The sequence below is a fragment of the Streptomyces sp. 3MP-14 genome, assembly GCF_006334905.2.
GTDB lineage: Bacteria > Actinomycetota > Actinomycetes > Streptomycetales > Streptomycetaceae > Streptomyces > Streptomyces triticirhizae.
Map to the genome: position 1 here is coordinate 212,618 of NZ_VDLZ02000014.1, position 23,182 is coordinate 235,799.

21 protein-coding genes, 1 pseudogene and 1 riboswitch are annotated in these 23,182 nt (G+C 72.9%); of the genes and pseudogenes, 16 read left to right on the top strand and 6 right to left on the bottom strand.

Annotated features, from left to right (window positions below; all coding sequences use genetic code 11):
- Positions 1-209 precede the first annotated feature (209 nt).
- The 3 genes from FH609_RS23000 (at position 210) to FH609_RS23010 (ending at position 3,100) form a co-directional block, all read left to right on the top strand.
- A complete protein-coding gene (locus tag FH609_RS23000; RefSeq protein WP_139671083.1) occupies positions 210-1,649 on the top strand; it encodes a GuaB1 family IMP dehydrogenase-related protein in 1,440 nt (479 codons plus the stop codon).
- 96 nt (positions 1,650-1,745) lie between these two features.
- Positions 1,746-2,438 (top strand): class I SAM-dependent methyltransferase, encoded by a 693-nt coding sequence (locus FH609_RS23005; RefSeq protein ID WP_139671085.1) that lies wholly within the window; start codon positions 1,746-1,748, stop codon positions 2,436-2,438.
- A gap of 203 nt (positions 2,439-2,641) precedes the next feature.
- Entirely contained in the window at positions 2,642-3,100 is a 459-nt protein-coding gene (locus FH609_RS23010) for a phospholipase (protein ID WP_139671087.1), read from the top strand.
- 53 nt (positions 3,101-3,153) lie between these two features.
- On the opposite strand, the gene FH609_RS23015 is transcribed toward FH609_RS23010, so the two are convergent.
- Complete coding sequence (locus FH609_RS23015; protein ID WP_139671089.1) at positions 3,154-4,455, bottom strand: MFS transporter; 1,302 nt, start codon at positions 4,453-4,455, stop codon at positions 3,154-3,156.
- Between the two features lie 54 nt (positions 4,456-4,509).
- Here FH609_RS23015 and FH609_RS23020 point away from each other — a divergent pair, with 54 nt between their 5' ends.
- From FH609_RS23020 to FH609_RS23060, 9 genes are all read left to right on the top strand, one after another.
- Entirely contained in the window at positions 4,510-5,769 is a 1,260-nt protein-coding gene (locus FH609_RS23020; protein WP_139671091.1) for an ROK family transcriptional regulator, read from the top strand.
- Between the two features lie 116 nt (positions 5,770-5,885).
- On the top strand, positions 5,886-6,554 hold the full coding sequence (locus FH609_RS23025) for a sugar nucleotide-binding protein (protein WP_139671092.1): 669 nt from the start codon (positions 5,886-5,888) through the stop codon (positions 6,552-6,554).
- A gap of 917 nt (positions 6,555-7,471) precedes the next feature.
- Positions 7,472-7,602, top strand: a riboswitch (FMN riboswitch).
- A gap of 400 nt (positions 7,603-8,002) precedes the next feature.
- Positions 8,003-8,650: a riboflavin synthase gene (locus FH609_RS23030; RefSeq protein WP_139671093.1), complete on the top strand. Its 648-nt coding sequence runs from the start codon at positions 8,003-8,005 to the stop codon at positions 8,648-8,650.
- A 50-nt stretch (positions 8,651-8,700) separates the two neighbouring features.
- On the top strand, positions 8,701-9,315 hold the full coding sequence (locus FH609_RS23035; protein WP_139671153.1) for a nicotinamide mononucleotide transporter family protein: 615 nt from the start codon (positions 8,701-8,703) through the stop codon (positions 9,313-9,315).
- Entirely contained in the window at positions 9,312-10,715 is a 1,404-nt protein-coding gene (locus tag FH609_RS23040) for a bifunctional 3,4-dihydroxy-2-butanone-4-phosphate synthase/GTP cyclohydrolase II (RefSeq protein ID WP_139671094.1), read from the top strand. The genes FH609_RS23035 and FH609_RS23040 overlap by 4 nt, the downstream gene beginning before the upstream one ends.
- A 38-nt stretch (positions 10,716-10,753) precedes the next feature.
- Positions 10,754-11,260 (top strand): 6,7-dimethyl-8-ribityllumazine synthase, encoded by a 507-nt coding sequence (gene ribH / locus FH609_RS23045; protein ID WP_139671095.1) that lies wholly within the window; start codon positions 10,754-10,756, stop codon positions 11,258-11,260.
- 13 nt (positions 11,261-11,273) lie between these two features.
- Positions 11,274-11,546, top strand: coding sequence for a phosphoribosyl-ATP diphosphatase (locus FH609_RS23050; protein WP_122181666.1), 273 nt, complete (start codon positions 11,274-11,276; stop codon positions 11,544-11,546).
- Positions 11,547-11,660: 114 nt separating this feature from the next.
- Positions 11,661-12,509 (top strand): ATP phosphoribosyltransferase, encoded by an 849-nt coding sequence (gene hisG / locus FH609_RS23055; RefSeq protein WP_139671096.1) that lies wholly within the window; start codon positions 11,661-11,663, stop codon positions 12,507-12,509.
- Between the two features lie 2 nt (positions 12,510-12,511).
- A complete protein-coding gene (locus tag FH609_RS23060) occupies positions 12,512-13,003 on the top strand; it encodes a PH domain-containing protein (RefSeq protein WP_139671098.1) in 492 nt (163 codons plus the stop codon).
- A 79-nt stretch (positions 13,004-13,082) separates the two neighbouring features.
- Here the strand turns inward: FH609_RS23060 and FH609_RS23065 are convergent, their stop codons facing one another.
- Positions 13,083-13,730, bottom strand: coding sequence for a nitroreductase family protein (locus FH609_RS23065; protein ID WP_139671156.1), 648 nt, complete (start codon positions 13,728-13,730; stop codon positions 13,083-13,085).
- A gap of 152 nt (positions 13,731-13,882) precedes the next feature.
- On the opposite strand from FH609_RS23065, the gene FH609_RS23070 reads away from it, so the two are divergent.
- Positions 13,883-14,338: a MarR family winged helix-turn-helix transcriptional regulator gene (locus tag FH609_RS23070; RefSeq protein ID WP_139671101.1), complete on the top strand. Its 456-nt coding sequence runs from the start codon at positions 13,883-13,885 to the stop codon at positions 14,336-14,338.
- A 51-nt stretch (positions 14,339-14,389) separates the two neighbouring features.
- Here the strand turns inward: FH609_RS23070 and FH609_RS23075 are convergent, their stop codons facing one another.
- Positions 14,390-16,270, bottom strand: a complete 1,881-nt coding sequence (locus FH609_RS23075) for an AAA family ATPase (protein WP_139671103.1) — start codon at positions 16,268-16,270, stop codon at positions 14,390-14,392.
- A 51-nt stretch (positions 16,271-16,321) separates the two neighbouring features.
- A complete protein-coding gene (locus FH609_RS23080) occupies positions 16,322-16,999 on the bottom strand; it encodes a uridine kinase (protein ID WP_139671105.1) in 678 nt (225 codons plus the stop codon).
- A gap of 228 nt (positions 17,000-17,227) precedes the next feature.
- Here FH609_RS23080 and FH609_RS23085 point away from each other — a divergent pair, with 228 nt between their 5' ends.
- Positions 17,228-18,595, top strand: coding sequence for a peptidase C39 family protein (locus FH609_RS23085; protein WP_139671107.1), 1,368 nt, complete (start codon positions 17,228-17,230; stop codon positions 18,593-18,595).
- 186 nt (positions 18,596-18,781) lie between these two features.
- Here FH609_RS23085 and FH609_RS23090 read toward each other — a convergent pair whose 3' ends face one another.
- Both FH609_RS23090 and FH609_RS23095 read right to left on the bottom strand, forming a co-directional pair.
- Complete coding sequence (locus FH609_RS23090; RefSeq protein ID WP_193318012.1) at positions 18,782-19,627, bottom strand: family 16 glycosylhydrolase; 846 nt, start codon at positions 19,625-19,627, stop codon at positions 18,782-18,784.
- A 400-nt stretch (positions 19,628-20,027) separates the two neighbouring features.
- Positions 20,028-21,059, bottom strand: coding sequence for a LacI family DNA-binding transcriptional regulator (locus FH609_RS23095; protein ID WP_139671113.1), 1,032 nt, complete (start codon positions 21,057-21,059; stop codon positions 20,028-20,030).
- Positions 21,060-21,159: 100 nt separating this feature from the next.
- On the opposite strand from FH609_RS23095, the gene FH609_RS23100 reads away from it, so the two are divergent.
- Together FH609_RS23100 and FH609_RS23105 are read left to right on the top strand one after the other, a co-directional pair.
- A complete protein-coding gene (locus FH609_RS23100; RefSeq protein ID WP_139671116.1) occupies positions 21,160-22,242 on the top strand; it encodes a LacI family DNA-binding transcriptional regulator in 1,083 nt (360 codons plus the stop codon).
- A 649-nt stretch (positions 22,243-22,891) separates the two neighbouring features.
- Positions 22,892-23,182 (top strand): annotated as a pseudogene (locus FH609_RS23105) (hypothetical protein); the annotation flags it as partial.

A 23,182-nucleotide genomic window follows, 5' to 3' on the forward strand; every position in this document is an offset into this window, starting at 1 on the left:
TCGGGGGGCCGGGGGCCCGGCGGGGGAACGTCACCCGGGGTGCGAACGCGCGGCGGGTGGTGCGTTCCGACTCGTGCGCCGCGCGAGCCGGCGCGCACGCGAGCGCGTGGGGGCGCGTGGACGGTGGACGACCTGGGTGATAATGGCACAGGAGCCGCAGCCTCCCACCCGCCATTCCCCATCGAGCCACAGCAGGTGAGAGCGCGAGCATGAGGTTCCTCAACGACGCGAAGCCGTCCCACGACCTGACCTATGACGACGTCTTCATGGTCCCCAACCGTTCCTCCGTCGGTTCCCGGCTCGCGGTCGACCTGTCCTCGCCGGACGGTTCGGGCACGACGATCCCCCTGGTGGTCGCGAACATGACGGCGGTGGCCGGCCGCCGGATGGCCGAGACGGTGGCCCGGCGCGGGGGCCTGGCGGTGATCCCGCAGGACATTCCGCTGGACGTGGTCACCGAGGTGATCGCCTGGGTCAAGCGCCGCCATCTGGTGCTGGACACCCCGATCACGCTGGCCCCGACCCAGACCGTGGCCGACGCGCTGGCGCTGCTGCCCAAGCGGGCGCACAACGCCGGCGTGGTGGTCTCCCACGAGCGCCCCGTGGGCATCGTCACCGAGGCCGACCTGACCGGCGTCGACCGGTTCGCGCAGGTCGGCGAGGTGATGTCGCGCGATCTGCTGGTGCTGGCCGCCGACCTGGACCCGCAGGAGGCGTTCACCACCCTGGACTCGGCGCACCGCAAGATCGCCCCGGCCGTCGGCCCCGACGGGCGGCTGGTCGGCATCCTCAGCCGCAAGGGCGCGCTGCGTGCCACCCTCTACCAGCCGGCTGTGGACGCGGCGGGCCGGCTGCGGGTGGCCGCCGCCGTCGGGATCAACGGCGATGTGGCGGCCCGCGCCGAGGCGTTGTTGGCCGCCGGGGTGGACACCCTGGTCGTCGACACCGCGCACGGCCACCAGGAGTCCATGATCGCGGCGCTGCGGGCGGTGGCCGCGCTGCGGCCTTCGGTTCCCGTGGTGGCGGGGAACGTGGTCTCCGCCGAGGGCACCAGGGACCTGATCGAGGCGGGCGCCGACATCGTCAAGGTGGGTGTCGGCCCGGGCGCGATGTGCACGACCCGGATGATGACGGGCGTCGGCCGGCCGCAGTTCTCCGCCGTGCTGGAGTGCGCCGCCGAGGCGCGGCGGCTGGGCCGGCACGTGTGGGCGGACGGCGGCGTGCGGCACCCCAGGGACGTGGCGATGGCGCTGGCCGCCGGGGCGTCCAACGTGATGATCGGCTCCTGGTTCGCCGGCACCCACGAGTCGCCGGGCGACCTCCAGCAGTCGGCCGACGGGCGCCTGTACAAGGAGAGCTTCGGGATGGCCTCGGCCCGGGCGGTGCGCAGCAGGACCGCCGAGCAGTCGGCGTTCGAGCGGGCGCGCAAGGGCCTGTTCGAGGAGGGCATCTCCACCTCGCGGATGTTCCTGGACCCGGCGCGGCCGGGCGTCGAGGACCTGATCGACTCGATCATCGCGGGGGTGCGTTCCTCGTTCACCTATGCCGGGGCCGCCAACCTGGCCGAGTTCGGGGAACACGCCGTGGTCGGGGTGCAGTCCGCCGCCGGCTATGCGGAGGGCAAGCCGCTGCACGCCAGTTGGCAGTAGCGGCTTCCCAGGCGAACGGCGGGCGTTACCCGGGTGAAGTGAGGGATGTGGGGGAAACGTTGGTCGGCGGCGCACGGACCGTGATCTGATGATGGCATGAGTGGACGTACCCGTGAGGGATGTATCGGAACGGGTCCGGGGCCCATCACCCCGGACGGCTGTGCGGTGGAGCGGTGGCTGCGGCTGCCGGTGGGGCGCGAGCCCAACATCATCGAGCGGGCCGTTCCGGCGGGCGCCAGCATTCTCGAACTCGGCTGCGGGGTGGGTCGGGTGACCCACCCCCTGGTCGAGCGGGGCTTCACGGTCACGGCCGTGGACGAGTCGCCGGAGATGCTGGAGCACGTCCGGGGGGCGCGCACGGTCTGTGCGGCCATCGAGGAACTGGATCTGGGCGACGAGACGTTCGACGTGGTGCTGCTCATGTCGTTCCTGATCCACAACGCCGACCCCGGGGTGCGCGCCGGCATGTTGCGCGCCTGCCGGCGCTATGTGGCGGACGGCGGGGTGGTGTTGATCCAGCGGGAGGGAGAGGACTGGCACCAGCGGGTGCCGAGGGAGGCGAAGACGGGGGACGACGGGCTGATCCGCGTCGCGTCCGCCGAGCCGATCAACGACGAACTGATCCGCATCCGGGTCGAGTACGAGTTCCCCGACGCGGAGTGGACGCACACCTTCTCCTCCTACCGGTGGGGCCGGGAGGCGTTCGAGGAGGCGCTGGCCGGCGCCGGCCTCCCCGTGGAGCGGTATCTGACGCTGGACCGCACCTGGGTGCTGGCCCGGCCGGCGTGAACGACCGGACCGTGCGGGGCGTGACCGACCGACCCGCCCGGCGCGGGCGCCGGCGGGACCCGTGTGGGCGCGGCGTTGCCTGTTCGTCAACTCCCGTCACCCGACGGAGGGTTGAGCATTCCTGTCGGGGTGCATAGGTTCGACTTCCGGTAGTGAACGGCCCGCCCGACCCGGGCGGGCCGCCAATCCCGGGAGGATGCGCCATGCGCACGCGTCAACGGATCGCCACCCTGTTCACGGCCCTCGCCCTCAGCCTGGGCGTCATCTCCGTCTCGGCCGCGCCGGCCACCGCCGCGCTGGCCGACAAGCCGCAGGTGCTGAGCAGTTGGACGCAGACGAGCGCCAGCAGCTACAACGCCTGGCTCTCGGCTCGCAACAACCAGGGGGCCTGGGCCTCCTACGGCTTCGACTGGAGCACCGACCTGTGCTCCTCCTCACCCGACAACCCCTTCGGCTTCCCCTTCAGCTTGTCATGTGCGCGGCACGACTTCGGCTACCGCAACTACAAGGCGGCCGGCACCTTCGACGCCAACAAGGCGCGCCTGGACAACGCGTTCTACCAGGACCTGCTGCGGGTCTGCGACAACTACTCCGGCGCCCAGGGCACCGCCTGCGACAGCACCGCCTGGACCTACTACCAGGCGGTGCGGCTGCTCGGCTGACGCCACCCGCACCCGCCGAACCCGGCGGGGGCCGGGCCGCGTTGACCCTCGGATCACTCGGCCCGGCCCGCCGCCCGGTCCCCGGCCCGTTCCCCGGCGCCCGGCGCCGAGGCCACCGGCGCGCTCGGCCGGGACCCGCGCCCCAGCACCCCCGCGCCCACCACCAGCAGCGCCGTCGCGACCGTGACCACGGCGAACGAGGCGCGCAGCGAGGCCAGTTCGCCGACCGCGCCGATCAGCGTGGGCGCGATCAGGCTGGCCGTATAGGTGATGGTCGCCACGCCGGCGATCGCCCGGCTCGGGTTGGGCCCGCTGTGCCCGGCCGCCGCGAACGTCAACGGCACCACCACCGCTATCCCCACCCCGATCAGCGCGAAGCCCGCGATCCCCTGGGCCGGCACAGCGGCCGTCACCACCAACAGCCCGCCCAGCGCGGCCAGTCCACCGCCGCACCGCACCGTGCGCACGGGGCCGAGGCGGCGCACCACCGCGTCCCCGACCAGCCGGGCCACCGCCATCGTCGTGGCGAACGCCGTGTAGCTGGCGGCCGCCACCGTCTCCGAGGCGCCGGTGAGATCCCGCAGATACACCCCGGACCAGTCCATGCTGCCGCCCTCGGCCAGCACCGCGCAGATCCCCACCGCGCCGATCAGCAGCGCGGAGCGCGGCGGCAGCGCGAAGCGGGGCGGCGCCGCCTCGTCCCCGCTCGGCCGCACGTCCAGCAGCCCCCGGCAGGCCGGCACCACCGCCAGCAGCAACAGCGCGGCGACCAGCGGGAGATGACCGCGCGCGTCCCACTCCAGCGCGACGGCGCCCACGCCCAGCGCCGAGCCGGTCAGGGTGCCGACGCTCCACAGCCCGTGCAGCCCCGACATGATGGACCGCCCGTGGCGCTCCTCCACCTCCACGCCCTGGGCGTTCATCGCCACGTCCGCCATCCCGGCCGTCGCGCCGAAGAGGAAGAGCAGGGCGCAGAGCGCGGGCATGTTGGGCGCCATGACCGGCAGCGCGGAGGCCGCGATCCACAGCGCCAACAGTCCCCGCACCGCCGCGCGGGCGCCATGTCGGTGGATCACGCGGCTGGCCAGCGGCATCGCGACCGAGGCGCCGACGGCCGGGAAGGCGAGGGCCAGGCCGAGGGCGGCCGTGCTGAGGCCCAACTGGTCCTGGAGCCAGGGGATTCGGGTGACGAAGCTGCCCGAGGCGGCGCCGTGCAGGGCGAACACCGCGCCGACGGAGACCCTGGCCCGGCGCACCCGGGCCGCCTCGACGATCAACGGGGCGACGGAGGGGGCGGGTTGAGGCTCGCCTGGGGGCCCGGGGCGGGGCTCGCCTGGGGGATCGGGGAGAGACATGGCACGGAAACTATCAGGAAGGTTGCCTAATAGTAAGGGGATAGAATCCCGGCCATGAGCAGCGTGCGCACCGCCACCCCGCAGACCGCCCGGGCCATCAACGACCGGATCGCGCTCGAACTCCTCACCGAGCACGGCCCGTTGACCGCCGCCCGACTGCGCGAGCTGACCGGGCTCTCCCGCCCCAGCGTCGCCGAACTGCTCGGCCGACTCGGCCGCGACGGGTTGGTCGACGTGGTGGGGGAGACCGGCGCCGAGCGCCGGGGACCCAACGCGCGGGTCTACGGACTGGTCGCCGACCGCGCCCATGTCGCCGCCCTCGACGTCCGGTTCGACCGCGTCGAACTGGCCCTCGCCGACCTCGCCGGCGCCACCGTCGCCACCAGGACGCTGCCGCTGGTCGACGCGGCCGACGCGGCCGACGCGGCTGGCGTGGCCGGTGTGGCCGGCGTGGCCGGGCCGGCCTCGGGCGGCCAACACCCCATGGTCGCGGCCGTGTTGGCGGCCCTGGACGAGATCGGCGACGCGGCCGGCGTCGTCGAGCCGCACACCGTGGCGCTCGGCGCCCCCGGGCTCGCCGACCCGGCCACCGGCGCCCTGCGCTTCTCCGACGCGCTGCCCGCCTGGCACCGCGAGCTGCTGGCCGCGCTGCGGGAGAACCTCGACGCCCCGGTGCTGCTGGAGAACGAGGTCAACCTCGCCGCCATCGCCGAACACCGGCTCGGCGCGGCCCGCGATCGCGACACGTTCGTCCTGCTCTGGCTGGGCGCCGGCGTCGGCGCGGCCGTGGTCCTCGACGGCGCGCTGCGCCGGGGGGCCTCGGGCGGCGCCGGCGAGGTGGGCTTCCTGCCGGTGCCCGGCCGCGCGGGACTGCCCTCGGCGACGGACTGCGAGGCCGGCTTCCACGGCCTGGTCTCCGGGGCGGCCGTGCGGGCGCTGGCGGTGGAACACGGCCTGGAAGTCGGGGAGTTGGCGCCGGGCGAGCTGGCCGGGCCGGATCGGCCGGTCGCCGAGGCGGCCGAGCGGGGCGACGGACCGTCCGGCGCGTTCCTCGACGAACTGGCCGGCCGGGTGGCGCTGGGCGCGGCCTCGGCGGTCGCCGTGCTCGACCCGGGCTGCGTGGTGCTCGGCGGCGAGGTCGGCCGGGCCGGCGGGGCCGCGCTGGCCGCCCGGGTGGCGGAACGGCTGAGCGCGATCTCCCCCCTCGACACGGAGGTCCGCGCGGCGACCGTCACCGGCAACCCGATCCTCGGCGGCGCCCTCGTCACCGCCCTGGCGGCGGCCCGGGCCGACCTCTTCGCGACGGACCGCTGACCGCCAGCCCCGCCGGGGCTCGCGGACCGAACCGGCAACGAACGTTCGCGCCTGTGATGCCGGGTGTTGTGCCGACCCCGCCGTACGGGTTGACCCGTCCCGTAGCGTGGGGTGTCGTGACGGTACTGATCGTCGGTGGCTCCGGGTTCCTGGGCGCCGAACTGGTCCGGCGGGCGACGGCCGCCGGCCTCTCGACGGCCGCGACCTACGCGTCCTACGCGACCGGGCCGGGGAGCGTCCGGCGGGTCGCGTGGCATCGCCTCGACCTGCGGGTTGCCGAACGGGTGGAGACCGTCCTGACCGAGGTCGGCCCCCGCGTCGTGGTCAACGCGTCGAGCGGCGGGGCGGACTGGGCGGTCACGGCCGAAGGCGCCGTGCGCCTGGCGATGGGCGCGGCGAAGGTGGGCTGCCGTCTGGTCCGTGTCTCCAGCGACGCCGTGTTCTCCGGGGCCCGTGTCCACTACGAGGAGTTCCGCCGCCCCGATCCCGTGACCCCGTACGGGGCGGCGAAGGCGGCGGCGGAGACCGGCGTGCTGCGAGCCGGCCCGGCCGAACGGGGCCGGCCCGGGCCGGGATGGTCCCCTCGGAGGCGGGACCCTGCGGAAGGTGAATCTCCCGCAGGGGCAACCGACTTCGCCGCCCCTCTGGGGCGGGCCGCTGCGGCAGCGGAGGTGTTCTCCGCTTCCCGGGCTGGGCTACTCCCGGAGCGGAGCGGCTATCCGCCCCGGCCACGGCGGCTCCCGGAGCGGAGCGGTTTTCCGCTTGCGGGCTTGGTGGTTCCTTGAGCGGAGCGGTTCTCCGTCTGCGGGCTTGGTGGTAGGTGCAGCGGAGGGGTTCTCCGTTTCACTGGTTCGGCCACTCCTTGAGCAGAGGGGTTCTCCGTCTGCGGGGTTGGTGGCTCCTGGAGCGGGAGTGGTTCTCCGTTCCCCGGCCCGGCGGCTTCTAGAGCGGAGTGGCTCTCCATCTGCCGGCTCGGCGACTCCGGCAGTGGAGTGGTTCTCCGTTTGCGGGCTCAACGGGGCCGGGCTCGTTGATGGAGCGCCACGGCGGGCGACTCGCAGAGTATGAACTGGCCGCGCGCTGGGGTGACTTCGCCGGAACGGCCCGCCGGGCGTGCCGTGTCGTCCCTTCCGCAGGGCGGGTCCTGTCGGGAGGCGGGCCCTGTCGGGAGGTGCGGACCCCGGCGCGGCAGGTGAGGGCCAGCCCGCAGGGCGTGTCCTGCTCGCCGGGCACGGGCGCGGCCCGGGCGCGCGGGGAAGCGCCCTCCGGGCACCCGCCCCGCTCGCCCCCGCCGCAACGCGCCGCCCCTGCCACAACGCGCGGCCCTGCCGAACGCCCGTCCGCCGCAGGCGGGTTGAGGCCGGCCCGCAGGGCGGGAAGCGCCACGTGGCGCGCGAGCGCCGCCGGCGCGGCCTGCCGCGAACGCTTCCGCCGGAGGCGGCCCGGGTCGCCAGGTGCCCGAGGCGCGCCCCGGCCCCGGCGCCACGGCCGCCGGCACCGCGCGCCCCCTGGGATGCCCCCGCCGCCGGGCCGCGAACGCCCCCGCCGCCGCCGGCCGCGCGGCCGGCGCCCGCCAGCAAACCGTCGCTGGCGCGAAGTGCGGGCCGTCGCCCGACGCCCGCCAGGGCGTCGGGTGTGAGGCGGGACACAGCCCCGCGTGCTCCGGCGGATCGCGTGGCAGACTGGTGGGGTACCAGTGACGTAGCGCACTCCGGGGTCGGTGAAACTCCGAACCGGCGGTTATAGTCCGCGACCCGTCCGCAGCCAGCGGCCGGTTGACCAGGTGAAACTCCTGGACCGACGGTGAAAGTCCGGATGGGAGGCAGTGCGCGGCGGACGCGGTGTGTGTGCCGTTTCGCCCCGTCGTCGGGCCACTCTCAGGGTGGCCGGCGCGTTCGGGCCGGCGGTGGGCCGCCGTTCCCGTCGGTCCTGATGTGTGATGGACGCCCCGGAGTCGTGCCCGATGTAGGCAGGAGACCCGGTGGCCTTCTCGTTCGCGCCCCCTCGCTCCGGTGGTCCGGCTTGCTCCGGCGGTCCGGCTCGCTCCGGCGGTCGTGCTCGCTCGCGCGGCCACGCCGGAGCGCGTCCCGTGCCGTCCCCGAACCGTCCGGGGGCCGCCGTGGAATCAGCGCTCTCCGCCCGGTGTTGCTCCTGCCGGCGCCCGACCGTCCCCGTGTGGCGGTCGCGCCGCGCCCCGCAGCCCGTCGCCCTTCGCAAGCCCGAGGAGTCCTGAATGTTCACCGGAATCGTCGAGGAGTTGGGCCGGGTCGTCGCCGTCGAACGGCTCGGTGACTCCGCCCGCCTGCGGCTGCGCGCCTCGACCGTGGTCGAGGACGCCGCACACGGCTCCTCCATCGCCGTCAACGGCACCTGCCTGACCGTGGTGGAGTTCGACGGCGAGGGCTTCACCGCCGATGTGATGGCCGAGACGCTCCGCCGTTCCAACATCGCCACCCTGGCCCCGGGCGACGTGGTCAACCTGGAGCGCCCGATGGCGCTCGGGGGCCGGCTCGGGGGCCACCTCGTGCAGGGTCACGTCGACGGCACCGCCGAGGTGCTGGCCAGGGAGCCTGGTGAACGCTGGGAAACGGTCACCTTCACCCTGCCGCCCCAGCTGGCGCGCTATGTCGTGGAGAAGGGCTCCATCGCCGTCGACGGCGTCAGCCTCACCGTGGTCGAGGCCGGCCGGGACCGGTTCTCCGTCGGCCTGATCCCCACCACGCTCGACCTGACCACGCTGGGTCGCCGGCAGCCGGGCGACCTGGTCAACCTGGAGGTCGACCTGCTGGCCAAGCACGTCGAGCGGCTGCTGGCGCACGGCGCCCAGGTGCCGTCCGGGCGGCCGGAGGGCGCAGTCTTCGAGGGAGTGAACGTCCGGTGAACCTCGACCAGTTGAACGCGACGGCGTTCGAGGCGTTCAACCAGCCGGTGATGTGGTCCGACATGGTCGGCAACCTCGCCGGGCTGGCCGCGCTGGCCCTGGGCTGGCGCCGTTCCCTCCTCACCTGGCCGGTGCAGCTGCTCTCCGGGCTGATCCTGGTCGCCGCCTACAGCGCCGCCGACCTCGGCGGCGGCGTCGGCAAGCAGCTGCTGGTGATGACCGCCGCGCTGTGGGGCTGGCGGCAGTGGAGCGTCGGCCGGCAGAACAGCGGCGACGGGCAGAAGATCGCCGTCCGCTTCGCCAGCTGGCGGGAGCGCGGCGCGCTGGCCGCCGGCGCGGTCGTCGGAACGCTGCTGGTGGGCGGCCTGTTCACCGCCTACCCCTCGCTGTCCTGGAACCCCTGGCCCGACGCCTACATCTTCGTCGGCACCCTGGTCGCCATGGTGGCGCAGGCCAGGGGGCTGGTGGAGTTCTGGATCGCCTGGCTGCTGGTGGACCTGGTGGGGGTGCCGCTCGCGTTCAGCAGCGACCTGCCGTTCTCCGGGCTGGTCTACGTCGTCTACCTGTTCCTCGTGCTGTGGGGGATGCGGGACTGGTGGCAGCGCTCCGCCGCGCGCCGCATGCCCGAACCCGCGACCGAGCGGCTGGAAGGAGCCCCGGCATGACCCTCACCGAACCCGCGGCCAGCGACCCCCGGGACCTCGGGGCGCTCGCCGACGCCGGGCCCCACGCGGCCGGGGACCCGGCCGACCCGGACACCGCGCTCGACCCGATCGAGCGCGCGATCGCCGACATCGCGCTGGGACGCCCCGTGGTCGTCGTGGACGACGCCGACCGGGAGAACGAGGGCGACCTGGTGCTGGCCGCCGAGCTGGTCACGCCCGAGACGATCGCGTTCATGATGAGCGAGTGCCGGGGCCTGATCTGCGTGCCCATGGCCGCCGAGGAGCTGGACCGGCTGGAACTGCCGCAGATGGTGGAGAAGAACACCGAGTCGATGGCGACCGCGTTCACCGTCTCGGTCGACGCCGGCCCCGAGCACGGCGTCACCACCGGGATCTCCGCCGCCGACCGCGCCGCCACCATCCGGCTGCTGGCCGACCCGAACGCCCGGGCGGACGACTTCTCCCGCCCCGGCCACGTCTTCCCGCTGCGCGCCCGCGCCGGCGGGGTGCTGATCCGCCCCGGGCACACCGAGGCGGGCGTCGACCTGGCCACCCTGGCCGGGCTGCGGCCCGCCGCCGTGGTGGTGGAGATCGCCGGCGAGGACGGCCGGATGCTGCGGCTGCCCGCGCTGCGTTCGTTCGCCCGGCGCCACGGCCTGACCCTGGTCTCCATCGCCGACCTGGCGGCCTACCGCGCCGCCCGGGAGGAGACCGAGGAGGCGCTGCCCGTGCCCGAGGTGTTCCGCGAGGCGGTCACCTCGCTGCCCACCGCGCACGGCACGTTCCGCGCGCACGGCTACCGCTCGGCGGTCGACGGTGTGGAGCATGTCGCGCTGGTCGCCGGCGACCTCGGGAACGGCGAGGACGTGCTGGTGCGGGTGCACTCCGAGTGCCTGACCGGGGACGTCTTCGGCTCCCAGCGCTGCGACTGCGGCCCCCAGCTGACCGCCTCCCTGGAGCGCGTCGCCGAGGAGGGCCGGGGCGTGGTGGTCTACCTGCGCGGCCACGAGGGGCGCGGCATCGGGCTGCTCTCCAAGCTGCGGGCCTACGAACTCCAGGAGCGCGGCCGGGACACCCTCGACGCCAACCTGGATCTCGGCCTGCCGGCGGACGCCCGCGACTACGCCGTCGGCGCGGGCATCCTCGCCGACCTCGGGGTGCGCTCGGTGCGGCTGATCACCAACAACCCCGCCAAGGCCGAGGCCCTGGGCGGCCACGGGGTGAAGGTCAACGAGCGCCTGCCGCTGCCCGTTTCGCCGGGCGAGCACAACCTGCGCTATCTGCGCACCAAGCGCGACCGGATGGGCCACGACCTGCCCTGGTTGGACGCGGCGCCGGCGTCGGCCCACGCGGACCGGCAGCCGCGTTACCTTGGGTACGCCAAGCCTGACGTTCTGTGACAGTCGCACCATCGGTTCGAACATGTGAGGAGTGAGTCGTGAGCGGAACGGGCGCCCCCGAGGTGACCATCTCCGACGCCACCGACCTGCGGGTCGCCGTCGTCGCCGCCCAGTGGCACCGGAAGGTGATGGACGGCCTGCTGGACGGGGCCGAGCGCGCCCTGGCGGAGTTCGGGGTCACCGGGCACACCGTGATCCGGGTCCCCGGCAGCTTCGAACTCCCGGTCGCCGCCGGGGTGTTGGCCCGGCAGGGCATGGACGCCGTGGTGGCGCTCGGGGTGGTCATCAGGGGCGGCACCCCGCACTTCGAGTATGTCTGCCAGGGGGTGACGGAGGGGCTGACCCGGGTGAGCGTGGACACCGGGGTGCCCGTCGGCTTCGGCGTGCTGACCTGCGACACCGAGGAGCAGGCCCTGGACCGCGCCGGTCTTGAGGGCTCAACGGAGGACAAGGGGCACGAGGCGGTCTCGGCCGCCGTCGCCACCGCCGCCGTGCTGCGGGCCGCCGTGGAACCCGGGCGCTGGGCGGTGCCACCCACGCCGTAGGCTGAGGGTCACCATGGCCAACAAGACTTTCGACCAGCTCTTCGCCGAGCTTCAGCAGAAGGCCGCCACCGGCGACCCCTCCACCTCGCGCACCGCCGAGCTGGTCGGGGCGGGGGTCCATACCATCGGCAAGAAGGTCGTCGAGGAGGCCGCCGAGGTGTGGATGGCCGCCGAGCACGAGAGCGCCGAGCGGACGGCCGAGGAGATCTCCCAGCTGCTCTACCACCTCCAGGTGATGATGGTGGCCCGGGGCATCTCCCTCTCGGACGTCTACGCCCACCTCTGAGCCGAGCCGACCCCGCACGACCGTCCACGACCGACCCTGCCCGTCCACGCCCCGTTCAACGTCCGTCTTCGCCCGCCCGTCAGCCTGTTCCGATCACCGAAGGAAAGCTCACTCATGCTGCGCATCGCCGTCCCCAACAAGGGTTCTCTCGCCGAGCCTGCGGCGGCCATGCTCCATGAGGCCGGGTACCGACAGCGCAAGGACCGCAAGGAACTGGTGCTGATCGACGTCGAGAACCAGGTCGAGTTCTTCTATCTGCGCCCCCGCGACATCGCCGTCTACGTGGGGCTCGGGCGGCTCGACCTCGGGATCACCGGCCGGGACCTGCTGCTGGACTCCGGTGCCGAGGCCGAGGAGATCATGAAGCTCGGCTTCGCGGCCTCCACCCTCCGCTACGCCACCACGCCGGGAACGGTGGGCGACGTCCGGGAGTTCAACGGGCTGACCGTGGCCACCTCCTTCGCCGGCGTGGTCAGCGCGCACCTCGCCGAGCACGGCGTCGAGGCGTCCGTGGTGCACCTGGACGGCGCGGTGGAGACCGCCATCCAGCTGGGCGTCGCCGAGGTGATCGCCGACGTGGTGGAGACCGGCACCACCCTGCGGAACGCGGGCCTGGCCATCATCGGCGAGCCGATCCTGGAGTCCGAGTCGGTGGTCATCCGCCGCCGGGGCGACACCGAACAGGAGGCCAAGGTGCGGCAGTTCCTCCGTCGCCTCCAGGGCGTCCTGGTCGCCCGCCGCTACGTGATGATGGACTACGACATCAGGACCGAACTGGTCGAGAAGGCCGTCGCCCTCACCCCGGGCCTGGAGTCACCGACGGTCTCCCCGCTGCACGACCGGGGCTGGGCCGCCGTCCGTTCCATGGTTCCGGTGCAGGACGCGCAGCGGGTGATGGACGAGCTGTACGAGCTGGGCGCCCGCGCGATCCTCACCACCGGCATCCACGCCGCGCGGCTGTGACCGTGGCCACCACCAACGAACCGACCGGCGCGCCGCACGACGAGCGGGCCCTCCCGCTGACGCTGCGCCCCACCCTGACCCGGGTAGTGCTGCTCGTCGCCGGGCTGACCGTCGTCGGCGTGCTGACGCTGATCGCGGTGCTGCTGCCGGCCGGCGGCGCGGTCAGCTGGGGGCTGGGCGACCGGCTCGCGATCGTCGGCAGCGGGCTGCTGGTCCTGGCCGTGCTGGCGCTGCTGGCCCGCCCCCGGGTCAGCGCCGACGCCGAGGGCGTCACGGTGGTGAACCTGACCACCGTGCGCCGGCTCGCCTGGCAGGAGATCGTGCGCGTCACCCTGCGCCCCGGCGATCCCTGGGTCACCCTGGACCTCGCCGACGGCACCGTGCTGCCCGTGATGGCGATCCAGCCCGGCGTCTCCCGCGAGCGTTCCCTCGCCGACGCCCGCACGCTGCGCTCCCTGGCCGAGTCGCTCGGCTCCGCCCGCGACGACCGCTGACCAAACCGCTGACCGAGCCGGTCAACGGGCCGCGCGTCCTGTCAACGCACCGGTCAACCGGCCGTGTGCCGGCGGCCGTTCACCAGCGTTCCCAGTGCAGTACCTCCTCCCTGGGCACCCGGCGGGCCGGGCGGAAGTCGGTGCCGAGGGTGAACGCCAACGGGACGAACGCCGCCAGCATCACCTCCCGGTGCGGCACGCCCAGCGCCTGAGCCAACTCGCGTTCCACCGCGCCCTGGGCCGTCGTCCACACCGTGCCGAGGCCACGGGCGCGGGCGGCCAGCATGAACGACCAGACCGCCGGCAGGATCGAGCCCCAGGTCATCGACTGCTCCAGCACCGAGGCGCGGTCCGTGCGGCCCTCCACGGCGGGGATGACGAAGGCCGGCACCCGGTGGATGTTGTCGTACAGGTGCCGCACGCCCTCGGAGACCTTCTCCATCGAGCCGGGGTGGGCGTACATCCGCCGCAGATCCCGCTCCGTCGGCCCGCGCCCGCCGCCGGTCAGCAGCGCGCGGCGGAACAGGTCGCCGACGACCCGCCGTTGCTCGGCCTCGGTGACCACCAGGAAGTGCCAGCGCTGGCGGTTCCGCCCGGTCGGGGCCTGGGTGGCCAGGTCCACGCACTCCTCGATCAGCCGGCGGGGCACGGGCCGGTCCAGGTCGAGGCGCCGGCGGACGGCGCGGGTGGTGGAGAGCAGTTCGTCGGGGGTGCGGGGCAGCGTCACCGGAGTCTCCTCGGTCGGCACGCCGCATACCGTCGGCCCGCCGATAGTTTGGAAGCAGATGATTGGCGAGCATATGGGCTCGATGGTTGGCGGTCAAACAGTTCGCTTGCGGATCGTTTGTTAGGCTGCCGACCGGAGCGAGGGAGAGGACCATGACCAGCAGCGAGAAAGCGCCACTCGGCGCCGCGTACTTCCACCAACTCGCCGCCGAACGCCCGGACATCGCCCTGTGCCGGGCCTCCGCCGCCGTCGCCCGCGCCGCCGAGGCGCACACCGACGCCACCGCCGGGCTCGGCGTCGGCCCGCACCTGGTGCTCAAGGCGCTCGCCGAGGCCGGCCCCGCCTCACAGCGGGCGCTCAGCGACGCGCTGCGCATCGACCGCTCCGTGATGGTCGGCCTCTGCGACGGCCTGGAGGCGGCAGGGCTGGTCCGCCGCGAACGCGCCGCCGGCGACCGCCGCGCCTACGCCGTCACCCTCACCGACGCCGGCCGCGCGCGGCTGGCCACCGCCGAACGCGGCGTGCCCGCCCTGCTGGAGAACGCCCTGGCGCCGCTGACCGCCGAGGAACGCGCCCAACTCGCCACGCTCCTCGGCCGGTTGCTCTGACCGTCTCGTCGCTGACGGTTCGTCAGCCCTCGGGGTGGGGCGCGGCAACGCTCAGGTCAGCGGCGGCAGTTCGTCGTCCGTCGGCAGCGTGCGGCCCCGGCCGGCCAGCACCTCGCCATAGGCCAGCATCAGGTCGGACAGCCGCAGCGTGGACAGCTCCTGCCGGGTCGGCGAGGCGCCCGACTCGGCCAGCCGCACATCGCGGAACGCGCAGCTGGACTCGTAGAGCGTGCGCAGGAAGCGCCCGTTGCCCAACTCGTCGATCCAGCCCTCGGCGACGACGTGTTCGCTGATGCTGCGCAGCTCCTCCAGCGCCTCCGGGTCCCAGGAGTCGCCGTGCTCGGTGGCCAACAGCTCGCCGATGGCGGTCAGTTCGTTCGGCCGGTAGCTGGGGAACTCGACCCGGGCGGCGAACCGCGAGCCCAGGCCCGGGTTGGCCGCCAACAGCCGGTCCATCCCCTCCGGATAGCCGGCCAGGATCACCACCAGGTGCTCCCTGCTGTCCTCCGCCCGCTTGAGCAGCACCTGAAGCGCCTCGTCGCCGTAGGCGTCGCCCTTGCTGTAGCCGGAGTGCACCAGGCTGTACGCCTCGTCCACGAACAGCACCCCGCCCAGCGCCGAGTCGATCAGCCGGTTGGCCTTCACCGCAGTCTGCCCCAGGAACTCCCCGACCAGATCGGCCCGTTGCGCCTCCACCAGCCGGTCGTTGGCCAGCACGCCCAGCGCGTGGAAGACCCGGCCCAGGATGCGCGCCACGGTCGTCTTGCCGGTGCCCGAGGGGCCGGAGAAGACGAAGTGCCGCTTCGGCGGCTGCACCGGCAGCCCCTGGCCCGAGCGCAGCCGGGCCATCCGCAGCTGCGCCGACATCGCGCGCACCTGCTCCTTCACCGGCTCCAGGCCCACCATCCGGTCCAGCTCGCCCAACGTCCGCGCCAGCAGCGCCTGGTCGGGCACCGGCGGCGGCCCCGCGTCCCGGCCGCCCGAGCCCGCGCCGAACAGCAACGTGCCCCGCTCGCCCGGGCGTTCACCGCCGCCGCCGGCCGGGGTCGCGGGCGAGGGCACCCGCAGGTCGGGGAACGGTGGCTCGCCGACCCCGCCGGCCGGCACCGCCGACGGCTCGTCGACCCGGTCGCCGAACCCACCGAGCAGCAGCCCCTCCGACTCGTCCGTGGTCAGCGCCGTCAGCCGCACCGCCGTGTCCATGAAGTCCGGGTCCGCGTGCTGCACCGCCCGGTACAGCGGGATCGCGGCGGCCCCGCGCCCGCTGCCCTCCCTGGCCCGCGCCAGCCAGTAGCGCAGCTCCTTGCGCTGCGGATGCTCGCTGCGGCAGCGCATCAACGCCGCCGTCAGCAGCGGCTCCGCCTGGTCGAACATCTCCAGCCGCACCCGCGCCATCCCGGCGAACAGGCCGGCCTCCACGCCGAGTTGGGGGTCCTCGGTGAGCGTCGAGGTGTAACGGAACAGCCCCTCCCAGTCCTTGGAGAGATAGCAGCGGCAGGCGTGCAGGAAACGCGCGTAGGGATCGGACTCCGGCGCCGGGCACTCCGCCAGCGCCCGGTCCAGCTCGGTCATCCGCCGGCCGTCGAGTAACTGCGAGGCGTGCGCCAGTATCAGGTCACGTTCGCTCTCCAACACCGGCTGGACCCACCAGCCCAGCCAGTACCAGGAACTCAACGGCCGCCCGTGGCGCTCCCGTTGCTCGCCGAACCTGGCGCGGTTGCGGTACATCTGACGTAACGCCGTCGGCACGTCACAGCGCAGCGCGTGCAGCCCCAGCCAGGCGTCGGCCATCCCGGGGTCCTCCCGCACCGCCGCGCGGAACTCCTCCTCGGCCTCGGGGTAGGCGGCGGCCGTGTAGGCGTCGACGCCGCGCAGCCACGCCAGATCCGCCATCGGGGGCGGCACCGGGGAAGCGGGATCGCCAGCAGTCATAAACTCCTCACAACGCGGGTGCCCTCGCCCGCCCTTGGCATCCGTTGGACCTCATTCGCAGGCATGGTGACTGTCTCCCCCTGAAGTCATCAGGATATCCGCAAAGGGTCTTGACGGGTCATCGGCAAAATGGCGCAGCTCGGCTCGTTCCCACGCGTCCCAGAACGAAGCGAGCGCCGGCCCGTCCCGCAACCGCCCCCGGCGCCAGGCGACTTCGGGCGGCACCTCCAGCCAGATCAGCAGCGCGAGATGGGGGCGCACCGCGCGTCGGCCCGCGCCCACCCCCTCCACCAACACCACGGGCGCGGGCTCAAGCGGCGCGCTCGCGGTGAACGCGCGCCGGGTCCAGTCATAGACCGGGTGGTGCGCGACCTCCCCGCGCGCCAGCGGGGCCACCACCCGGCTGCGGAAGGTGTCCGTCCAGTCGAAGAACGCGTCATGGCTCGCCAGGTCGTCCAGGTGGAGCACCGGGGTGGTCCCGGGCAGCGCGGCGGCCAGCCGGCGCGCCAGCGTCGACTTGCCCGAGCCGGCGTGCCCGTCCACGCCCACCAGCCGCACCGGGCCGACGGAGGGCGGCAGCGCGGACAGCCGCGCCGCCAGCGCGTCCACGGTGCCGCCCGTTCCGCCGTCGCCCGTTCCGTTGCCGGTCGTGTCGCCCGTTCCGCCGTCGCCCGTTCCGTTGCCGGTCGTGTCGCCTGTTCCGCCGTCCGCCCCGCCGTCGAAGATCATCGCGGCCAGGGTAGCGCCACCGCGGGCCGCGCCCGACGGCCGCCAGCCGTCGCCCGGTGGCCACGGGGCGCCGGGGATCGCCACAGGTCGACACCAATATTGGTGGTCGTCGATGGCCTGGCCTTACTGGTCGTCAGGGCCCCGAGTCGGGATAGTGGTACGCACTCGCGCCCGTGCCGTCTCGCCGCCGGGCGAGGCGTTTCGCTGACCACACCGGGAGACCATCACGTGACCAGCACCCCTCGACGCACCGTACTGGCCGCCGCCGTGGCGGCCGTGGGCACCGCGACCGCGCTCTCCGCCGCCCCCACCGCCCTGGCCGCCGGGCGTTCCGCCGGCCGGGGCCGGCCGCGCGCCGACTCCACCATCGAGTACCACGCCTGGACCACGGCCGGCGACTGGCGGGCCGGCACCGGCGACGGCGTGGCCGTCGTCGCCGGCGCCCGCCCGGGCGTCCGGATCGACGCGCCGGCCGGCACCGTCGACTACACCGACCCCCACCTGGGCACGACCGCCACCTACGAGTACGCCACCTGGGTCTCGCCGAGCCACGCGCCCGCCACGCCCGGCGGCGAACTGATCGCCTCCTGGAACGCGGACACCCCGGCCGGCACCTTCGTGAGGATCGAGGTGCGGGCCGACTACTCCGACGGCACCCAGACCCCCTGGTACACGCTCGGCATCTGGGCCTCGGGCGACGAGGACATCCACCGCACCTCCGTGGACGGCCAGGAGGACGGCAAGTCCACCGTCTGGACCGACACGCTGGCCATCGACGACACCGAGACCGGTCCCCGCTTCGTCGCCTACCAGCTGCGGCTGACCCTGCACCGGGCCGCCGGCGGCGACGCCACCCCGACCGTGTGGCGGATCGGCGCCATGACCTCCGACGTCCCGGCCCGCTTCGAGGTCCCCGCCAGCAGCCCCGGGGTGGCCAGCGGGATCGAGCTGGACGTTCCGACGTACTCGCAGAACATCCACGTCGGGCGCTACCCCGAGTACGACAACGGCGGCGAGGCCTGGTGCAGCCCCACCTCCTCGCAGATGATCATCGAGTCCTGGGGGCGCGCCCCGACCCCCGAGGACCTGGCCTGGGTCAACCCCGACTACGACGACCCCCAGGTCTGCCACGCGGCCCGCTTCACGTTCGACTACCAGTACGACGGCTGCGGCAACTGGCCGTTCAACGCGGCCTACGCGGCGACCTACCCCGACCTGGAGGGGATCGTCACCCGGATCGCCTCGCTCGACGAGGCCGAGGAACTCATCGCCGCCGGCATCCCGTTGATCACCTCCCAGTCCTTCTACGAGGCCGAACTCGACGGCGCCGGCTACGGCACCTCCGGCCACCTGATGACCGTGGTCGGCTTCACCGAGGACGGCGACATCATCGCCAACGACCCGGCCAGCACCGACAACTCGACCGTCCGCCGGGTCTACCCCAGGCGGCAGTTCGAGAACATCTGGCTGCGCACCCAGCGCTACGACGAGAACGGCGCGGTCCGGAGCGGCACCGGTGGCGTCTGCTATCTGTACTTCCCGGCGAACCCCACCGCCCGCCAACGCCGCGCGCTGCGCCGCCTGGGCTGCCGCTGAGCGGCGACGGCCGCCCCGGGTGAGGGGTGGCCGCAGCGGTCGACCGTGACCCCGGACGGGCGGTGTCCCCGGACACTCCCGGCCGGGGTCACGGACGTCCACGGACGCCGGGGACCGTGCGGCGGGTGGTGGGGGCGTCCAGCCATCAGGCCACGCAGAGCTGAGCTGTGCTGTGCGCCTTGGGCGTCACGCGCGCTTGTAGGCCCGGAAGTAGTCGACCACGAACTCTTTCGGTCGGGGGTCGTTGGGGTCGACGTCGCCCGTCCAGCCGGCGTTCTCGTAGATGCTCAGGAGGAACGCCATGTTGTAGGAGGGGGACGAGTCGATCGTTTTCACCAACTGGTTGTCCACGTACAGCTTGAGCTGCGTCTCGCTCCATTCCAGAGCGTAGATATGCATCTCGTTGTTGATGTCGAAGCCGGTGGTGATCGTGTTGTTGGACTCCGTGACATTCGGGTCCGACCAGCGGTGGAGGTTGAACAGGAACTGGTTCGGGTTTGGCCCCGGGTCCTCCAGGATGTCGATCTCGGCGTTCTGGGTCGCGGTGTCCTGGGTGCCGACCGTCCAGAAGGCGGCGTGGAGTCCGCTGCGCGCGGAGGTCTTGGCGCGGATCTCGAAGTACCCGTACCGCGTGGCGTACTTCCACTCCGTGGGGATGCTGTGGTCGTAGGGGGATTCCTTGTGCAGCCCGGTCATCTGACCGGTCTGGACGCTCGACACCTTCATGGGGTTGTCCGGGTAGTACGTCGGTTGGTTGTCGTCGATCCGCAGCACGAGAGCGTTGTTGCGGAATCCGTACCACGCCCTGGCCCGGTCCTCGGTCGTCCTCGACTCGAGGTATCGCGTGATCCACATGCTCCGGTCGAGGGCGCCGTTGAACTCGTCGTGCCGGTCGAGTACCCACCCCGGCTTCTCCAGCGGGTTCGGGGGGACCTCGGCCGCGGAGGCGGGAGCCTTCACGAGCGTGGAGAGGGCGAGCGCACCGGCACCGGCGAGCAGGCCCCGACGGCCGAGTTTGGGATCCAATGCCATGATCATCTCCTTTGATGTGCGACCTTCCCCACGATCGCGCTGAGCTGCGGCGAGGCCCGGAGCCGCACCGCTCCGGCAGTCGTAAGTCATGGTCATGACAGCAGCATGAAGAGGCGCGTGCGTGCCCCTCCCCTCGGCTCCCGGCGCCGTCCCGCCGTGCCGGAACCTGGGGGCTACCTGTCTGCCGGAGTCGGGGGGCCATGAAGCAGAGGTCGCTGTTGCACCCGATGATGACAACGGTTCCAGAATCGTGTCAATCGATCCGTCATACGCTTCTGAAGCGAGCTGTGGTGAGCATTCGGAGTGGGGCGAGGGTGCCGGCTTCCGTCGGTGAGAACGGTTTCAGTCCGTTTCTCGGGGGCATCCTTCGACGGGACGTGTCTGACCGGTGCGGGCTTCTTCAGCGTGCCGTCGCGGGCGGACTGCCCGGGGTGCTCTCCCGGATGACGAGTGCCCCGGGGAGCAGGAGGTCCTCCGGGGTGGTCGGTGCGAGGGCCATCTCCAGCGCGCTGCTGCCAGCCTCGGCGAAGGGCAACGCGACCGTGGTCAGGGCAGGAGTGATGTCGCGGGCCAGCGGGATGTCGTCCACGCCTGACACGGCGATCTCTCCCGGCACCGGGATGCCCAGCCGCCGGAACTCGTTCATGGCGCCGATCGCCAGGACGTCGTTGCCCGCGAGCACCAGGTCCGGCCTGGGCCGCATCCGTGCCAGGCGGCTCGCGGCGTCGCGGCCGCCGGCTCGGGAGAGTTCGCAGTGCTCGACCGCGACCGCGGCCGGCTCGAATCCCCGTTCCTTCAGCCCCGTCAGGAAACCCCGGCAGCGGCTTTCGAGCGCGGGATGGCCGGCGGTGGTCAGGACGGCCGGCCGCTGGCGCCCCAGCCGGCCCATGAAACGGCCGACGATCCGGCCCAGTTCGACATCGCCGAACCGCACCGCGGGAAAGGTCGTGTCGTGTTCACCGATGAAGACGACGCTACAGCCGTCGGCCTGGAAGCGTTCAAGATCCGGCAGCACCTGTGCTGTTGGGACATCGGCGAAGCTGGCGCTGGTCACGACCAGCGCGCGAGGGCGCAGACCGCGAATGACGCCGAGTGCCGCCCGGTGCGTCGCCGCGTTGCTTCCGGCCGCGATGATGCTGACCAGGACGCCTCGCTCGCGGCCGGCCGTTTCCATGCCGGCCGCCATCGCCGCGATCGACGCCGTCCTCGGGTCGCTCGCGAGGAGCACGACCGCCGTGCGTCGCCCGCGGAGGGCCCGCGCCGCCTGGTTGGAGACATAGCCGAGCGACTGGGCCACGGCGACCACGCGGGCCGTGAGTTGATCGCTGACGCGCAGGTCCCCGCCGTTCAGGACCCGGGAGGCGGTGGAGGGGGATACCCCGGCGACCTCGGCGACGTCACGTAGCGTGGCGCTTTGGTAGGCTCGCCGCACGGCTCCTCCGCAGTCAGGGGAACGGACCCCGAACTCGCTCCGCCGAGGCCGCAGACCGGGGCGGCGCACCGCGCGGTACGCCTGATGTCAGGATGCCAGAGTGACGAGCGACCCCACGACCGCCAAGCCTGGGAGCGATGTTCCGCGACGAGCCACAGCGACGCTCAGCGATGTCGCCCGCGCCGCAGGGGTCTCGAAGGCCTCGGCCTCGCGGGCACTGAACCCGGGCTCGCGGCATGTGTCCGCGGAGTTGCGGGCCCGCGTGCGGGAGGCCGCGCGTCGCCTCGGCTATCAACCGAACTCGTCCGCACGGGCAACGACCACCGGCACCACCGCGATGGTCGTGGTCCTCGTCTCCGACATCAGCGACCCGTACAACGCCGAGATCACGCACGGCGTGATCGAACGCGCCGGAGAGGCCGGGCTCGTGGCCACGATCGCGGGAACCGACCACGCGATCGACGACGAGGTGCGCGCCGTGCGCATGATGCGGAGTCTCCGGCCGAGCGCGATGATCCTGACGGGAACGCGCAGCGGCTCCGCGGTCTCCCGGGCCCTGCTGAACGAGGAGTTGGAGCGTTACACGCGGGAGCGCGGGCGGGTCGTGGTCGCCGGGGACGACGAACTGCCCTTCGACACCGTGGTCGTGCCGCGTCGCAGGGGAGCCGCCGAGTTGGTCGCGGCCCTGCACGAGCTGGGGTACCGGTCGCCCGCGGTGATCCTGCCCGACCGCGACGCGGTGGCCGCGCGCGAATGGGAGGCCGGCGTCGTCGAGGGCGCGCGCCGGCTCGGGCTCCGCTTCGACTACCAGGTGGCGATCCGCGTGCCGACCACCAGGGACGGCGGCTACGAGGGCACCGCGCGCCTGTTGCGGGACCGGCCCGGAGATGTCGACGTCGTCCTCGCCGCCACCGACACGATGGCCGTCGGCGCGATGAGCGCGATCCGTGACGCGGGGCTGCGCCCCGGCACAGACCTGGGGGTCGCCGGCTTCGGCGACATCGAGGGCACCGAGGACGTGACGCCGAGCCTGACCAGCGTGAACCTGGCCCTGGTGCAGGCCGGTGCCGCAGCGGTCGAATGCGTGCTACGGGATTCCACTGCCGATCGCCGGATGGTCGAACTCCAAGCGCGTGTCGTCATCCGTGGAACCACACCGCCCCGGGGCGCCGACAGGAGTTGAATTCTCGAAGCTCAACACCAGTATGACCGTCGGCACTGACAGTGCTCGGAGAATATGGGCAACTCAGGTCTGCTTTCGCGCAGTTCATCCCTCCGCCGCAGGGCGAGCCCCATCGACGACGGTGTGTTCGCGCGCGGTTGCCGAAGGATCGCTGACCTGCCCCGCCTTGAACGCGCCGCTTGATCTCCCGGATTATCGATGCCTCTTCGGCGCGTCCACAACGCGTAACCCCGTCCTGCGAAGGGGGTTGACACCGGCGAGCGCGGCCACATACTGAACGCACCACCCCGAAAGTTTACGCAAACATCGTGTTGATGCCGCGTCAGTAAGCGATATGCCGCGTCGTTGGCCCGGGAGTTTGGGCGGCCGTGTTTCACGCGCACCAGATGACCGGTCCTGGAACGGTTGCGACTGGTTTCCGGCTGACGCGACAAGGGGTGGATGCACCATTGTCTTGCTCTTTCACGGTCGGTCCTGCCTGATCGCATGTGAGACCGCCGCGAATCGGGCTGCGGAATGGCATCCGAATCCGCAAGCGCCGTGCTCACGCCGGGATTTCATCCTGGCGCATCCGAGGGTTCGACAGGCCCGGCCGTACCGACGAACGACCGACAGCACAGTTCCCGTCTCATGTGAGAGGTGTCCGCTGATGCGTTCCCCCACGACCATCCCGAGCAGAGGGCGAGGTCTGCACGGCGCCGCGCTGCTGGTGGTGGCGCTCTGTCTCAGTGTCGCCGCCGCCATGGTGTCCAGTCAGGAGGCCCACGGGGCTCCGGCCAACCTGCTCAACGGAACCCAGTTCACCACCGTCGACGGCAACCCGCTGCACGCGCACGGCGGCGGCATCCTCGAAGTCGACGGCTACTACTACTGGTTCGGCGAGAACCGGCACGACGACAACAACGGCTTCCGCTATGTCTCCGCCTACCGTTCCACCGAC